The organism is Caballeronia sp. ATUFL_F2_KS9A, assembly GCF_023630765.1.
Classification (GTDB): domain Bacteria; phylum Pseudomonadota; class Gammaproteobacteria; order Burkholderiales; family Burkholderiaceae; genus Caballeronia; species Caballeronia zhejiangensis.
In genome coordinates this window covers 40,549-54,441 of the sequence record NZ_JALQEK010000047.1, presented here as the reverse complement: position 1 = coordinate 54,441, position 13,893 = coordinate 40,549, and the positions used below count along the sequence as shown (strand labels likewise).

The window sequence follows — 13,893 nt, the reverse complement described above, 5'->3', positions numbered from 1 at the left end:
ATCGCCTTGACGGAGATGATCGAGAGGCCATCGCTCGGCGGTGCGCCTCGCACCTTGAGATAGTAGTTCTGCCTGCCAGTGATCCAGCGCGCGAGTGCGGTGGATCGCTTTGTTTGTGCTTCCATTCGGATTCCCTGCATCGAGATGCTGTCAGGCCATGGCCTGATAAACATTCCTATCTAATCGGGCGCATACGGATTCAGCGCACGACCGGCGAAACGTAGGCGGGAATTATTTCGAGAGGAAGCAAAAAAAACCCTTAGGCCAAAGACACTGCCAAGAAGCAGCAATACAAGGTCGGATTTCTCTTAAAATGATTTCGCGCAGGTGCGACGCATAATTACATCGCTGGCGCGTGGTAGCGCCAGCCAGGACTCGGCGGTTTTGAAGACACTCTGCACCCGTGAGCCCGCGCAATGCCGGCTGGCGTTCGTCGCGCTCTTTCGACATGGAGCGCAGCTAGACCACGTGCGCCATCTGACCAACGGCGCTCGATGCTTTGTCGGGCCTAAGAGCGGGACGTGGCAGAGAACCCGCGAGGGTTGTTGGCAATGGTGTAGCGTCCCGGTCTTCCAACCCTGTCATTGTTCCCGCCCGCCCCCAACTGGGAGACAGGGGGCGGCTCCGGGTTTGTCCAAAACAGGAGCTAGACCGGTGCTACATCAAAAACAATCGGCAGTCTCACACGCATCCTCACGGCGACAACCTTCCTCAGCGTATTCCGAGCCTTCTACACTCGATCCACGTATCGCTGCCATGCGACTGCTATTTCGCACGCTTCAAAGAACCGTCGACATAATGCGCAACCATGAAGACAGCGTCTATGAAATGCGCGACGTAACAAGCGCGGCTTGTCTCAGGACCGAACTTGGCGGAATGCGCGAAAGCGTCGATGCGGCGTCTTTGCTCGACACTCCTAGTGTCTAGCAATGTGTACGCTCGCGGTATTCGACGGTCGAGAAATTCTTTTGATATTAAACTCGTAGACAAGAAAACTTACTTTCTTTGCAGCAAAGAAAGTGACCGCCGCCCCGCACAGGGGCAGTGCTAATAGACCAAAAAGAAAACGGGATCCGGCGAGAGAAAACCTCAAGCACTCGCAGCGCGCCCCACGGTACGATCCCCCTCAGAAGGCCGATAATTCAGCCGCATGGAAAGCTCGACCGCAGCGCCACATACCTTCGCGACAAGCCGCGCTTTCTCATCATCGGCGCCGATATCCGACCGCGGCACGGTCGCCGCCACCGCCGCGACGATCGCGCCGGAATGATCCCGTACGGGCGCAGTAACGACCGAAATCCCCCGCTCGAACGATGCTTCACTGAGCCCATACCCGAGCGAAGCACATTCTTCCACGCGTTCGTAAAGCTCCTCGATAGTCGCGGGCGTCCGCTCCGTATACTTCTCCAGTTGAGCCTCGGGATAAAGCGCCTTCAGCGCGGCCATCGACAAATCGCCCATCAGCACATGACCATGCACGGTCGCATGAGCAGGAAGACGCGTACCGACATGCACCTTCACCGAGCTGAACAGCGGCTCATGACTCTGCGCTTTCGCGACGAACACGACATCGCGCTGATCGCGGATCAGCAGATGTGTCGAAAGCCCGGTCGCATCGCGCAGACGTTCGAGAATCGGCGTGCCGAAATCGGTCAGCTCCAGCGAGTTGACGTACTCAAACCCAAGCCGCAGCACGGCGACGCCGAGCCGGAAACTACGATCGCCGTTCACGCGTTCGAGAAAGCCCAGCGCTTCGAGCGTTTGCAGCAGACGGAACGTCGTCGTGCGCGGAATGCCGATGCGCCGCGAGAGCTCCGGCGCGGCCAGCACCGGCTCGCGCGCCGAGAATTCGGCGAGGATGCGCAAGCCGCGTTCGAGGCCCGGCACGAGATAGCTGGAACCGCCGCCAGATGACGCGTCCTCATCCGTCGTGTCGAGAGTCTCCGCCTGAATGTCTTCCTGTTTGCTTCGTCGGGCCATGTTGGCTGTCGTTGTCGTCGTGCAATGGGCAATCATAGCGCGAGACCATGCATCGTCGGCTTTTGCCGCTCGTTATAACATGTTATATTGATTCCTTGGCGATACCTCACCGATGCTTTGACGATGAGCTTCGAAGCCACATTCTGGCTCTTTTGCACGGGCCTGGGCGCGAGCGCGGCGGGCGGCATGCTGGGCATGGCGAGCGGCCTGTTCATCGTGCCCATCCTGACGATGTTCTTCCATATCGACATGCACGCCGCCATCGGCACGAGCATCGTGTCGGTGATCGCGTGTTCCTGCGGCGGCGCAGCCGCGTTTCTGCGCGGCGGTCTGACGAACGTGCGGCTCGCCGTCGTACTCGAAACCGGCACGACGCTCGGCGCGCTGACGGGCGTGTTCGTCGCGGGCGTCGTACCGGTGGCCGCGCTCGATTTCCTCTTCGCGGGCGTGCTGCTGGTGTCGGCGTGGCAGATGTTCATCCGCCGCGAAGATCCGGCGGGCACGTCGAGGCCGATTCCATCGAACGGACTCGCCGCCGCGCTCGGCCTTCATTCCAGCTACCCCGACAGAACCTCGCGTCGCGACATCCCTTACGAAGTGCGCCGCGTGCCCGTCGGCCTCACGTTGATGTACGCGGCAGGACTCGTTTCCGCGCTGCTCGGCATCGGCAGCGGCATCCTGAAGATTCCGGCGATGGACAACGCATTGCGTCTGCCGATCAAGGTATCGACGGCGACGTCGAACTTCATGATCGGCGTCACGGCCGCCGCGAGCGCGAGCGCGTATTTTCTGCGCGGGGAGATCGTGAGCGCGATCGCGGGACCGGTCGCGCTCGGCTCGGTGATCGGCGCGATCGCGGGCGCGCGCGTGCTGATGAAAGTGCGCGGCGAGCGCCTGCGCCTGCTGTTTCTGTCGATGCTGCTGCTCGTCGCCTGTCAGATGTTCATGCAAGGCATCGGTATCGATCTGCTGCGATGAAAGACCTCACGCCGAAAACGCTCGATCGCCTGCTCGCCGGTTTTCTACAGTGCGGCACGTGGGCCGCGTGCGCGCTGATCGGCGCGGGTCTCTTCGCCGGCACGAAACTTCTGACGGCGGGCGTCGCGCTCTTCATCTTGCTGCCGGCGCTGCGCGTCGTGCTGATGCTCGCCGTGTTCGCGCGGCAACGCGATTTCCTCTACGCGACGATCGCCGCGACCGTGCTTCTCGTGATCGCGGCGGGCTGCGCGATCGGCATGCGTCTCGGGCCGCTCGCCGGTTGATGCACATCGCCACGAGCGCGCATCCAGCGGTTATTCTCCCTGACGGCAGTCGATGACATTCGCCGGTTTCCTCAGGAGAAACACGCATCATGTTCGATTCGACCGATGTGCTGATCGCCGGTGCGGGGCCCGTCGGCCTCATGCTGGCTGCCGAACTGCGCCGCGATGGCGTGAACGTGCGCATCATCGATGCACACGACGAGCGCGCGTTTTTCGTGAAGGCGCTGGGCGTCACGGCGCGCACGCTTGAGATTTTCGAGGATATCGGCATCGCGCGCGACGCGATCGATGCGGGCGTGTGGCTGACCGGCGCCGACACGTATCAGGACGGCGCGCCCGCGTTCAGCGCCGAAGTGCCGCGCGCCGGGCTGCCGTACGGCGCGCTCTCGCTCGCGCAGTTCGAGACGGAACGCATTCTCGAAGCGGCGCTCGCGCGCAACGGCGGGCACGTCGAATACGGGGCGACGCTCATCGATTTCACCGAATCGGCCGATGCCATCGACGCATGCGTACAGGACGCATGTGGCGAGAGCCGCACGGTTCGATGCCGCTGGCTCGTCGGCTGCGACGGCGCGCGCAGCACGGTGCGTCGTCATCTGAACGTCGCGTTCGAAGGAGATCAGTATCCGCAGACCTTCATGCTCGCCGATGTCGATGTCGACTGGAATCTGCCGCGCGGAAGGATGTATCGCTTCAATGTGTCGGGTGAGGACAGGGCCGCATCGACGACGCTCGCCGCGTTGCCGGTGCGCGGTTCGGTGCGTCGCTATCGTCTGTCGATGGTCCTGCTTCCCGACGATGCCGCCAGACACGCGCCGAACGCCACGCCCGCTTTCGATGAGATCGAGCGCATCATGCTGCCGGTCCTGCCGAAGGGCACGCGGCTTTCGTCGATGCGCTGGTCGTCGGTGTATCGCGTGAGTCACCGGATCGCGCAGCAGTATTCGCGCGGCCGCGTGTTTCTCGCAGGCGATGCGGCGCATATTCATCCGCCCGTCGGCGGGCAGGGCATGAACACGGGCTTGCAGGACGTCCACAATCTCGCGTGGAAACTCACGCTCGCGTCGCGCGGTCTCGCGAGTCAGACGCTGCTCGACAGTTACGAAGCGGAGCGGCGGCCAGTCGGGCTCGATGTCGTCGAATCGACGAGCCGCGCGCTGAACACGGTTCTCGCGCACGGCGAGATCAAGCCCGCGATGCGCGAGACGCAATTGCTGGTGAGTTATCGCGGCAGCAGCTCGATAGTTGCAGACGAAACCATCGACATGACGCCCGAATTGCCCGCGCCCGGGGATCGTGCACCGCAAGCCGGCGGTCTCGTGGAGGCGTTCATCGGTCATGCGCAGCGCTTGCACGATCATCTCGGACGCGGACGTCACACGCTCATCGGCTATATCGATGACGATGCCGATGGCGCACGCGTCGCCGCGTTCGCTGCAACGGTCGATGCGTGGCGCGCCGCACTCGGCACGGCGGCGAGCGCGGTGCTGATCGTGTCGCCGGACGTTGCGAAGGCGGCGTCGTTCGTGCCTGCGTGTGAAGCGTATCGGACGTTGAGCGACGAAGCGCGCGAATTCGCCGATGCCGTCGGCGCGAAGAACGGCATGGCGTGGGTCGTGCGGCCGGACGGACATATCGGTTATAGAAGCGCGCGTTGCTCGCCGGATGCGTTGATTGCATGGCTCGGACGCGTGCTCGGTTAGCGCCGGATTTCGATGACGTGCGCCTGAATCTTCCCGTCCGGATAGTCGGAGCCGAAGCGCGCGGCGATGGCTTGCGCGCATATCGATGTCGCTTCGTCCAGACTCGCGCCCGCACGCGATTCGATCTCGTTGCGCAACGGTGTGCCCTGGCAATAGGCGAGCGCGACCTCTTGCGCCGACGATGCGCGGCTGCGTCGCGTGACGGTTTCGAAACGCGGCATCGCGTCGAAGCCCGCCGATGCGAGATCGCGTGAGATCGCTCCGCGATCGAAGTAGCCGTGCGGCGTGCGCTTCATGAAAAGCGGCGGATCATCGGGAAAGAGATGGCCGAGTGCATCGGTGATCGTATTGGCAAACGCGTTCTCTTCGATGCGATCCCATATGTTAAAGAGCAGCGCGCCGCCCGGCCGCAGCACGCGACGCGCTTCTGCGAAAGCCGCGGGCTTGTCGGGAAAGAACATCGCGCCGAACTGACAGACGACGATATCGAAGCTTGCATCGTCGAAAGGCAACTGCAACGCGTTCGCCTGCCGCCATGTCACGGTGCGTCCGATGGGCGTCGTCGCGGCGCGATCGAGCATCGCCTGATTCAAATCGGTCGCGACGATATCGACATGAGCGGGCAATGCAAGCGCCATCGCGCGCGTGACGGCGCCGGTGCCCGCTGCCGTTTCCAGCACGCGCGATGGAGCGAGCGCCGCCGCGCGCGCTGCAAGATCTTCGGCGTAGGGCGCAAAGAGCATCGGCACGAGAAGCCGCTCGTAAAGCTCGGGAATCTGACCGGCGAACTGAACGTCCGTGCGAGGCATAGTCGTATTCATGCGCCGTCTCCGATCGATTATTCGCGTGAGGCCTCAAGTCTTTTCACTCTACGCTGCTTTATCGCCTTGGCGGAGATGGCTACATTTCATCCTGTCGCGCCGCTCTTGCAAAACGCAACGGCGCATCCGGGCATTAAATAACCTCTTCAAGGATTCCATCATGAGCAAACTCGCAGGCAAGGTCGCGGTCGTCACGGGCGCATCGAAAGGTATCGGAGCCGGGATTGCAAAGGCGCTCGCGGCAGAAGGCGCGTCGGTCGTCGTCAATTATGCGAGCAGCAAGGCGGGCGCGGATGCAGTCGTCGCGGAGATCACGGCATCGAACGGCAAGGCGATCGCCGTGGGCGGCGACGTGTCGAAAGCGGCCGATGCGCAGGGCATCGTGAATGCGGCGATCGAGACCTACGGACGCCTCGATATCCTCGTGAACAACTCGGGCGTCTATGAATTCGCCGCGCTCGAAGAGATCACCGAAGAGCACTTTCATAGACAGTTCAACATCAACGTGCTCGGCACGCTGCTGACGACGCAAGCCGCCGCGAAACACCTCGGCGAAGGCGCGAGCATCATCAACGTGAGTTCGGTCGTGACGCGTATCACGCCGCCGACGAGCGCGGTCTACAGCGGCACCAAAGGCGCCGTCGATGCGATCACGGGCGTGCTCGCACGCGAGCTGGGCGCGCGCAAGATTCGCGTGAACTCGATCAATCCGGGTGTCGTCGTGACCGAAGGCACGCATAGCGCGGGCATCATCGATTCCGACTTCGACAAGGCCGCGCTCGCGCAAACGCCGCTCGGACGTCTCGGTCAGCCGGACGATATCGCATCGATCGCGGTGTTCCTCGCATCCGACGACGCGCGCTGGATGACCGGCGAAAGTCTCATTGCAAGCGGCGGCATGCGTTAAACACGAAGTGTATCGACGGGCGACGCCGGTTCCGTATCTGGCGTCGTGGAAAACCGCGCGGCAGAATGCATCGACATTATTTCCGCCGGAGTCCGTCGATGCCTCATACGCCGCAACTGTTCGCTTTCGCCCTGGTCGCGCTCGGCATGGCGCTCACGCCAGGGCCGAACATGGTCTATCTGATCTCGCGCTCGATCTGTCAGGGCCGCAGCGCAGGACTCATCTCGCTCGGCGGCGTCGCGCTCGGCTTCGTGGTCTACATGCTATTCGCGGCGTTCGGCATCACCGCGCTCCTCATCGCAATCCCGTTCGCCTATGACGCGTTGCGCTTCGGCGGCGCGCTCTATCTGCTCTATCTCGCGTGGCAGGCCGTGAAGCCCGGCGGACGCTCGCCGTTTCAGGTGCGCGATCTGCCGATCGACAGCCCGCGCAAGCTCTTCACGATGGGCTTCGTCACCAACCTGCTGAATCCGAAGATCGCGGTGCTGTATCTGTCGCTGTTGCCGCAGTTCATCGATCCTTCGCACGGCGGCGTGCTCGGCCAGTCGCTCGTGCTCGGCGTCGTGCAGATCATCCTCAGCATCACCGTCAATTCGATCGTCGCGATGACCGCCGGAACCATCGCGCTCTTTCTCGCGCGCAAGCCCGCATGGCTGCTGATCCAACGCTGGCTGATGGGCACGGTGCTCGCCGGCCTCGCGTTGAGAATGGCGACCGAAGCGCGCCGCTGATCCTTTCAGCCGGGATGATCCGTATACACGCGTCCGAGCAGGTCGTCGTATTCGTCGCGACGCGCGGCGACGATCGCCCGCAGCATCCGGATGAACGCGTTGCCATCCTCGAAGTGCTGCACGAGCACGCGCGCCGTGCGCAGCGATATGAATTCGGTCATGGGTCGCGACGGCTCGTCGTCGATCCTGAAGCTGAACCGATGCACCTCCACGGACGATACTTCCGACGGTACTTCGTGGGAGAGGATGGTGGCCCGCATTTGCGCTTCCTTCATCGTTCTTGTTATCGGTCTCGGGCATTGGGACTTCGCGCGGTTTATGCGCAAGTCGCCCGGTTTTCGGGTCTTGGCATGCAGCAATGGACATGCCGTCGACCCCCTTTGCAACAGCGGCGCGAAGGGATGCGTTAAGTACACGATGAGCGCATGTGCGGTGTCCCACAATGAATCATCGACATGAGAAGCGGTGATTCCAGTGAATCAATCGAGCGGCCGACGCCCTAAGCTGGTCCTGTATCCGACGCGCACGATGACGCCTACGCCCGGAACCAGCGAGGACGACTTTCAAATTTACGCCTCGTACCGGGGCAGCAGCGCAAGCGGTTTTTTCGGCACGCTCAAGGTCGTGCGCAAAACCGACGGCAAGCTGCTGTTTCCATTCGACGGCGCCGACAGCATCGGTCCGTTTCCGTCGAAGGCGGCCGCGGTCGCCGCCGCGCTCGACCGAGGCGACGAGCTCGTGAAGGCCGACCTGGCGCGCCCGGAGTTGTGAACGTACGGTCGTGCCGCCTAAAGGGATTACTTTCGTACGATATTTGATTATGGTTTCCCCTGATCGTCGGCTCATTCTTCTGATGGACAATCTGCGCACAGCCTACGGGCATTCACACTGCCCGAAAGAGCAAGGGACGGTCATTAGATAAAGAGAGAGGGCACGCCATGAACCAGTCTCAGGTCACCTATCGCGGCTTCGTCATCATGCCGATGGCCGCATTCGACGGCGGTCTCTACGCCGCGATGACGATCATCTCCGACACCGGGGGGCTCCAGCGCGCGACGGGCGTGCTTGGACATTTCGCGTCCGTCGAGGAAGCCCGCGCGTTTGCGCTCGTCGCGGGCAAGGACGAGGTGGACCGCCGTCTGTGGCATTCGGCAGCCGCCGCCTGAAACGATCGTTCGCATCGTTTCGAAACAAGTCGAGCGGGATCCCGCTCGTTCCTTCGACTGCGTCCGAAAGTCCGAAAATAACGGGTTTCGTACCTTGAACGCGCGTTTCGGACTGTCATACTGCAGGCATCCGTGCGTCTGTCCGTTATGGCTCGCGCACGATCTTTGCACCGGAAAAAGGCCGAACCGATGGCAACCGTCGTATACGTTTTCGAGGAAAGCAGAGGTGTACCGACCCACGAGCGCGACTTGCTGGAGATAGACTCCGCGGGTTTTCTCGTCGATATGAGCGCGGTCTTCGTCGAGCGCTGCAGTTGCACGATCGCCGCGGCTGCGCGCCCCGCGTTCCAGCGCGCGTTGCGACGGCTGCAGGCGGGCGACACGATGATCACGACGAGACTCTGGTGTCTCGGCAACAGCGTGCAGGACGTCGTCGCGACGATCGGCCTGCTGGAGCGGCGCGGCATCGCCACGATCTGTCTCGCGTACGGCAAGAGCGATCTGTGCTCGAAGGAAGGTCTCGCGTTCGTCGAGACGCTGCGGCTCGCGGAAGAGCTCGAACGCGTCACGCGCCGCAGCCGCGCGCGCGAGGCGGCGAGCGCCGCCAAGGAGCGTGGCGTCGCGCAGGGCCGCCCGAGTTCGCTTTCTGAAGCGCAGCAACGTCAGGCGATGCTCGGTCTCGACGCCGGCCTCACCGTGACCGAGATCGCCCGCTCGCTCAACACGTCGCGGCAGACCATCATGCGCTTGCGCAACGCGCACGCCGCTCCGCCGCAAGAGCGCGCGGTGCACGCGGTCATCGAGGCTCCGGACGGACCCGAGCCGCTCGCCGCCAACGACGCGAAGTAGCGCGACGCACGGTTCGTCTCCGGGCGACGTTTCTCTCCCTGCGTGTCCTGACGCAGCGGCCGGTTTTATGCTTCCATGTCTGACGACGCGTGCCAAACGCGTCGAATTGAAACCCGCGCGCCGAATGGTCGCGTTGCGTACACTACAATCGATGCCTCAAGAGGCGCGACGCGCGTCCCGCGCCGGGTTTTCATTACAACGACATGGCTCACGAGTGAACTCAAACAATATGCGCGGTGATCGGAAACAAGGGATGAACCCGGAGGATTCGGAGACATGACCAGCAGTCGATCGAAGGCGGCGGCATCCGAGAACTTCGAACCCTTGCCTTTCGCCGTAGTCGGCATGGGCGCGTCCGCGGGCGGCATCGAAGCATTGCTCAATTTCTTCGATAACGCGCCGGCCGAAATGGACATGGCGTTCGTGGTCATCGTGCATTTGCCGGCGGATCGCCTGAGCCGCGCCGATGAAGTCCTGCAACGCGTGACGGACATGCCGGTCATGCAGGTCTCCGCGACCACGGCCATCGAGAAGAATCATATCTATATCAACGCGCCCGACAAGCATCTGGAAATGTCGGAGGGTCATCTTCGTGCGGTGGATCGCGCGGCCAACGGCGCGCCCACGACCATCGACCACTTCTTCGCCACGCTCGCGTCGGCGCACGGCACGCGTTCGATCGGCATCGTGATGTCCGGCTCGGGCTCCGATGGCGCGGCGGGACTCTCGCGCATCAAGGAGATGGGCGGCATCACCGTCGCGCAGAAACCGGAAGACGCGCATTTCGCCGAAATGCCGCAACACGCGATCACCACGCGCCAGGTCGATTTCATCCTGCCGGCGGCGGAGATGCCCGAGAAGCTGCTGGATCTCTGGAACAACGCCAAGAAAATCCACCTGCCGATCGCCGAGGCCAACGAAGCGGCCGAGAAGGAAACGCCGCCCACGGCGGGCAGCGCCGAGCGCGCGCTGGGCGATATCCTCATGCAGCTGCGCGTTCGCACCGGACACGATTTCCGTCATTACAAGCGCGCGACCATCCTGCGGCGCATCGAGCGGCGCATGCAGGTGAACGGGCTGCGCGATATCGGCGCATACCGCGATCATCTGCGCTCGAATCCGGACGAGACCACGTCGCTGCTCGCCGACATGCTGATCGGCGTGACGCAGTTCTTTCGCGATCGCGAGGCGTTCGACGCGCTGCGGCGCGATGTCGTGCCGCAGTTGCTCGACGCGACCAAGGGCGAGTCGCAGATACGCGTGTGGGTGCCCGGCTGCTCGACCGGCGAGGAAGCCTATTCGCTCGCGATCATGCTCGCGCAGGCGCGCGAAACCGCCGGTTTCGAGGCGACCTATCAGATCTTCGCCACCGATATCGACGAGCCCGCCATCGCGCAGGCGCGCAGCGGCTCCTATCTCGGCTCGATCGCGACCGATATCCCGTCTGAGCTTTTGCGCCGCTATTTCAAGCACGAAGGCGGACGCTACCAGATCGTCAAATCGGTGCGCGAGCGCATTCTGTTCGCCGCGCACAGCCTGCTGCGCGATCCGCCGTTTTCGCATCTCGATCTGATCTCCTGCCGCAACGTGCTGATCTATCTCGATCGCGCGGTGCAGCGGCAAGTGCTCGAGCTCTTTCACTTCGCGCTGCGGGCGGGCGGTTATCTCTTTCTCGGCACGGCCGAATCCGCCGATACCGCCGACGATCTTTTCACCATCGTGGACAAGAAGAGCCGCATCTATCGCGCGCGCACCGTGCTGAACCGCGTGAAGCCGCCGGTCTCGTTTCCTTCGCTCGGCCCCACGAACATCGGGCCGCGCGAAGAGCTGATGACGACCGCCGCGCCGGTGAGCATGGCCGCCGGGCCCGAAACGCCGGAGCGCCGCAGCTTCTCCTTCGCGGCGCTGCATCAGCGCGTGCTGGAAGAATATGCGCCGCCTAGCGTCGTTGTCGATCGCGATTCGAACATCGTGCATCTGTCCACGACGGCCGGGCGATTCCTGCGGCACGGCGGCGGCGAATTGTCCTCAAACATCATGGCGCTCGTGCTGCCCGAGTTGCGGCTCGACCTGCGCACGACGCTCTTTCGCGCGCATCAGACGGGCGGCAGCGTCGAGGCGCGGCGCGTCAAGCTGACTCAGGACGGCCGCGCCGTCTGGGTCAACATGACGGTGCGTCCATTTCATGACACCGGCGTGAACGCCGACTTTTTCCTCGTATTGTTCGACGAGGTGCAAGAGCACATGGCCGACGAAGGACTGCCCGAGCAACGCGGCCAGGATCCGCTCTTGTTGCAACTGGAACGCGAACTGCAGCACACGCGCGAGCAACTCGCGACGACGATCGAGCAGCATGAGACGACCGTCGAGGAACTGAAGGCGTCGAACGAGGAATTGCAGGCGATCAACGAAGAGCTGCGCTCGGCGACCGAAGAGCTCGAAAGCAGCAAGGAAGAACTGCAATCGGTGAACGAGGAACTGACCACGGTCAACGCCGAATTGCAGGCGCGCGTCGAGGACACGGCGAAGGCGAACGACGACCTGCAGAACATCATCGCGGCGACGGAAATCGCCACGGTGTTCGTCGACAAGCAGATTCGCGTCAAGCGCTTTACGACGAGCGCGACGCGCGTGTTCAAGCTGATCGACGTCGATATCGGCCGCTCGCTCTTCGACATCACGCATTCGCTGCGCTATTCCTCGCTCGCGGACGACGTGAAGCAGGCTTTCGATACGCTCAAGCTCATCGAGCGCGAAGTCGAGAGCCACGACGGCAAATGGTATCTGATGCGCCTCTTGCCGTACCGCACGGCCGATGACCGCATCGACGGCGCGGTGCTCACGCTCATCGACGTCACGGCGCGGCATGTGGCCGAAGAGACGGCGCGCATCGGCGAAGAGCGTCTGCGGCTCGTCGCGCAATCGACCGCCGACTACGCGATCATCGTGCAGGATCCGAACGGCACGATCGTCACCTGGAACGCGGGCGCGGAGCGCATCTTCGGCTTCTCGGAGAAGGAAGTCGTCGGGAGGAACATCTCGCTCATCTACTCGCCCGAAGACCGCGCGGCGAACGTGCCGGCGAACGAGCGCGAACTCGCGGAACGCGACGGACGCGCCGACGACGAACGCTGGCACATCACGCGCGACGAACGCCGCGTGTATTGCAGCGGCGTGGTGACGCCGATCTCCGATCCGTCGTTCACGGGTTACGCGAAGATCGCGCGCGATCTGACCGAGCGCAAAATGCGCGAGGACGCCAACCGCGAAGCGCTCGCGCACGAGCACGCCGAGCGCGAGAAGGCGTCGCTGTCGAACCAGTTGAAGGACGACTTCATCGCGATGCTGTCGCACGAACTCAAGCATCCGCTGAATCTCATCGGCATGAAGGCGGAAATCCTGCCGCGCCTGCCGGAAACGCGCGGTATCGAAGTGGTGCAGGAAACCGCCGATTCGATCCGCCGCGCGGTGCGCGGGCAGGCGCAGATCATCGACGATCTGCTGGATCTTTCGCGCGTTCGCACCGGCAAGCTCGCGCTGAGCATCGCGCCGGTGGATGTCGCGGGCGTACTCGCGCGCATCGCGGATGTCGCCGAAACGGAAGCCGTGCAACGTGGAATCGCGCTGCTCGCGAGCAATCGCGCGGAGCCGATCTACGCATTCGCCGATTCTGTGCGTTGCGAGCAGATTCTCTGGAACCTCGTTTCCAATGCGCTGAAATTCACGGATCGCGGCGGTTCCGTCGATCTGCGGATCGCGCGCGACGGCGGCATGGTGCGTATCGATGTCGTGGATACCGGGCAGGGCATCGAGGCGTCCGCTCTGCCGCATATCTTCGACATGTACCGGCAAGGCGGGCGCAATCCGACATCGTCCGGGCTCGGCATCGGCCTTGCACTCGCGAAGCAGCTCGTCGACATGCACGGCGGGCGCATCGAGGCGCGTTCCGATGGCCTCGGCCGCGGCACGACGGTCTCGGTCTGGCTGCCCGCCGCCGCGACGCAACAGGCCGTGCCGCCGCGCAGCGAGGACCGCGCGCGGCCCGTCAGCGGCGCGCGCCTTTTGCTCGTCGACAACGATGTCGAAGCGACCGCATCGTTCGCCGCGCTGCTCGAGCTCGAGCAGGCGTCGGTGCAGATCGCATCGAGCGCCGAGCAGGGTCTCGAACTGCTCGGCAAGGGTTCCGTGGATGCGGTGATATCGGATATCCAGTTGCCCGGCATCGACGGCTACACGTTCATCAGGCGCGTGCGCGCAGACACGACGCTCGCGGATGTGAAGGCGATCGCACTGACGGGGTTCGGCCGCGACGAGGATAAACGCGCGGCGCGTCAGGCGGGCTTCGACGCGCATCTGACCAAGCCGGTTGATTTTTCGGAGCTGCTTCATACACTCGATGTATTGCTCGAGCCGGGGCGCGAGAAGGAGCGCGGCGGCTGAAGCACCGGCGCCGGTCCGCCGATTGCTTCCCAGA

12 protein-coding genes are annotated in these 13,893 nt (G+C 63.3%); 9 read left to right on the top strand and 3 right to left on the bottom strand.

Going from position 1 to position 13,893, the window contains the following annotated elements; all coding sequences use genetic code 11:
* Nucleotides 1-1,089 precede the first annotated feature (1,089 nt).
* Nucleotides 1,090-1,980, bottom strand: coding sequence for an IclR family transcriptional regulator (locus NCS67_RS27710; protein ID WP_008345979.1), 891 nt, complete (start codon nucleotides 1,978-1,980; stop codon nucleotides 1,090-1,092).
* Between the two features lie 123 nt (nucleotides 1,981-2,103).
* On the opposite strand from NCS67_RS27710, the gene NCS67_RS27705 reads away from it, so the two are divergent.
* The 3 genes from NCS67_RS27705 (at nucleotide 2,104) to NCS67_RS27695 (ending at nucleotide 4,945) form a co-directional block, all read left to right on the top strand.
* A complete protein-coding gene (locus NCS67_RS27705; RefSeq protein WP_250437487.1) occupies nucleotides 2,104-2,958 on the top strand; it encodes a sulfite exporter TauE/SafE family protein in 855 nt (284 codons plus the stop codon).
* Complete coding sequence (locus tag NCS67_RS27700) at nucleotides 2,955-3,242, top strand: DUF1634 domain-containing protein (RefSeq protein WP_250437486.1); 288 nt, start codon at nucleotides 2,955-2,957, stop codon at nucleotides 3,240-3,242. Before NCS67_RS27705 ends, NCS67_RS27700 begins: the two co-directional genes overlap by 4 nt.
* A gap of 89 nt (nucleotides 3,243-3,331) precedes the next feature.
* Nucleotides 3,332-4,945: an FAD-dependent monooxygenase gene (locus tag NCS67_RS27695; protein WP_250437485.1), complete on the top strand. Its 1,614-nt coding sequence runs from the start codon at nucleotides 3,332-3,334 to the stop codon at nucleotides 4,943-4,945.
* On the opposite strand, the gene NCS67_RS27690 is transcribed toward NCS67_RS27695, so the two are convergent.
* Nucleotides 4,942-5,766 carry a class I SAM-dependent methyltransferase gene (locus NCS67_RS27690; protein WP_008345972.1) on the bottom strand — a complete coding sequence of 275 codons (825 nt, stop codon included), beginning with the start codon at nucleotides 5,764-5,766 and terminating at the stop codon, nucleotides 4,942-4,944. The two genes, NCS67_RS27695 and NCS67_RS27690, sit on opposite strands and share 4 nt — an antisense overlap.
* A gap of 160 nt (nucleotides 5,767-5,926) precedes the next feature.
* Here NCS67_RS27690 and NCS67_RS27685 point away from each other — a divergent pair, with 160 nt between their 5' ends.
* Entirely contained in the window at nucleotides 5,927-6,673 is a 747-nt protein-coding gene (locus NCS67_RS27685) for a glucose 1-dehydrogenase (RefSeq protein ID WP_008345970.1), read from the top strand.
* A gap of 98 nt (nucleotides 6,674-6,771) precedes the next feature.
* A complete protein-coding gene (locus tag NCS67_RS27680; RefSeq protein WP_239295444.1) occupies nucleotides 6,772-7,404 on the top strand; it encodes a LysE family translocator in 633 nt (210 codons plus the stop codon).
* A 5-nt stretch (nucleotides 7,405-7,409) separates the two neighbouring features.
* Here NCS67_RS27680 and NCS67_RS27675 read toward each other — a convergent pair whose 3' ends face one another.
* A complete protein-coding gene (locus NCS67_RS27675; protein ID WP_144403779.1) occupies nucleotides 7,410-7,664 on the bottom strand; it encodes a hypothetical protein in 255 nt (84 codons plus the stop codon).
* A gap of 268 nt (nucleotides 7,665-7,932) precedes the next feature.
* On the opposite strand from NCS67_RS27675, the gene NCS67_RS27670 reads away from it, so the two are divergent.
* The 4 genes from NCS67_RS27670 (at nucleotide 7,933) to NCS67_RS27655 (ending at nucleotide 13,859) form a co-directional block, all read left to right on the top strand.
* Nucleotides 7,933-8,175: a DUF6723 family protein gene (locus tag NCS67_RS27670; RefSeq protein WP_033536913.1), complete on the top strand. Its 243-nt coding sequence runs from the start codon at nucleotides 7,933-7,935 to the stop codon at nucleotides 8,173-8,175.
* Between the two features lie 167 nt (nucleotides 8,176-8,342).
* Nucleotides 8,343-8,570 (top strand): hypothetical protein, encoded by a 228-nt coding sequence (locus tag NCS67_RS27665; RefSeq protein ID WP_250437484.1) that lies wholly within the window; start codon nucleotides 8,343-8,345, stop codon nucleotides 8,568-8,570.
* 189 nt (nucleotides 8,571-8,759) lie between these two features.
* A complete protein-coding gene (locus NCS67_RS27660) occupies nucleotides 8,760-9,419 on the top strand; it encodes a recombinase family protein (RefSeq protein WP_051078960.1) in 660 nt (219 codons plus the stop codon).
* 276 nt (nucleotides 9,420-9,695) lie between these two features.
* The gene (locus tag NCS67_RS27655) at nucleotides 9,696-13,859 is read left to right on the top strand and encodes a CheR family methyltransferase (protein ID WP_250437483.1); all 4,164 of its coding nucleotides are present in this window, start codon (nucleotides 9,696-9,698) and stop codon (nucleotides 13,857-13,859) included.
* Nucleotides 13,860-13,893 lie beyond the last annotated feature (34 nt).

Excerpts from the sequence above, each read along its gene's own strand:
- NCS67_RS27675 (WP_144403779.1), bottom strand. The coding sequence starts at position 7,664 with ATGCGGGCCACCATCCTCTCCCACGAAGTACCGTCGGAAGTATCGTCC.
- NCS67_RS27695 (WP_250437485.1), top strand. The coding sequence starts at position 3,332 with ATGTTCGATTCGACCGATGTGCTGATCGCCGGTGCGGGGCCCGTCGGC.
- NCS67_RS27700 (WP_250437486.1), top strand. The coding sequence starts at position 2,955 with ATGAAAGACCTCACGCCGAAAACGCTCGATCGCCTGCTCGCCGGTTTT.
- NCS67_RS27655 (WP_250437483.1), top strand. The coding sequence starts at position 9,696 with ATGACCAGCAGTCGATCGAAGGCGGCGGCATCCGAGAACTTCGAACCC.
- NCS67_RS27710 (WP_008345979.1), bottom strand. The coding sequence starts at position 1,980 with ATGGCCCGACGAAGCAAACAGGAAGACATTCAGGCGGAGACTCTCGAC.
- NCS67_RS27690 (WP_008345972.1), bottom strand. The coding sequence starts at position 5,766 with ATGAATACGACTATGCCTCGCACGGACGTTCAGTTCGCCGGTCAGATT.
- NCS67_RS27680 (WP_239295444.1), top strand. The coding sequence starts at position 6,772 with ATGCCTCATACGCCGCAACTGTTCGCTTTCGCCCTGGTCGCGCTCGGC.
- NCS67_RS27670 (WP_033536913.1), top strand. The coding sequence starts at position 7,933 with ATGACGCCTACGCCCGGAACCAGCGAGGACGACTTTCAAATTTACGCC.
- NCS67_RS27660 (WP_051078960.1), top strand. The coding sequence starts at position 8,760 with ATGGCAACCGTCGTATACGTTTTCGAGGAAAGCAGAGGTGTACCGACC.
- NCS67_RS27705 (WP_250437487.1), top strand. The coding sequence starts at position 2,104 with ATGAGCTTCGAAGCCACATTCTGGCTCTTTTGCACGGGCCTGGGCGCG.
- NCS67_RS27665 (WP_250437484.1), top strand. The coding sequence starts at position 8,343 with ATGAACCAGTCTCAGGTCACCTATCGCGGCTTCGTCATCATGCCGATG.
- NCS67_RS27685 (WP_008345970.1), top strand. The coding sequence starts at position 5,927 with ATGAGCAAACTCGCAGGCAAGGTCGCGGTCGTCACGGGCGCATCGAAA.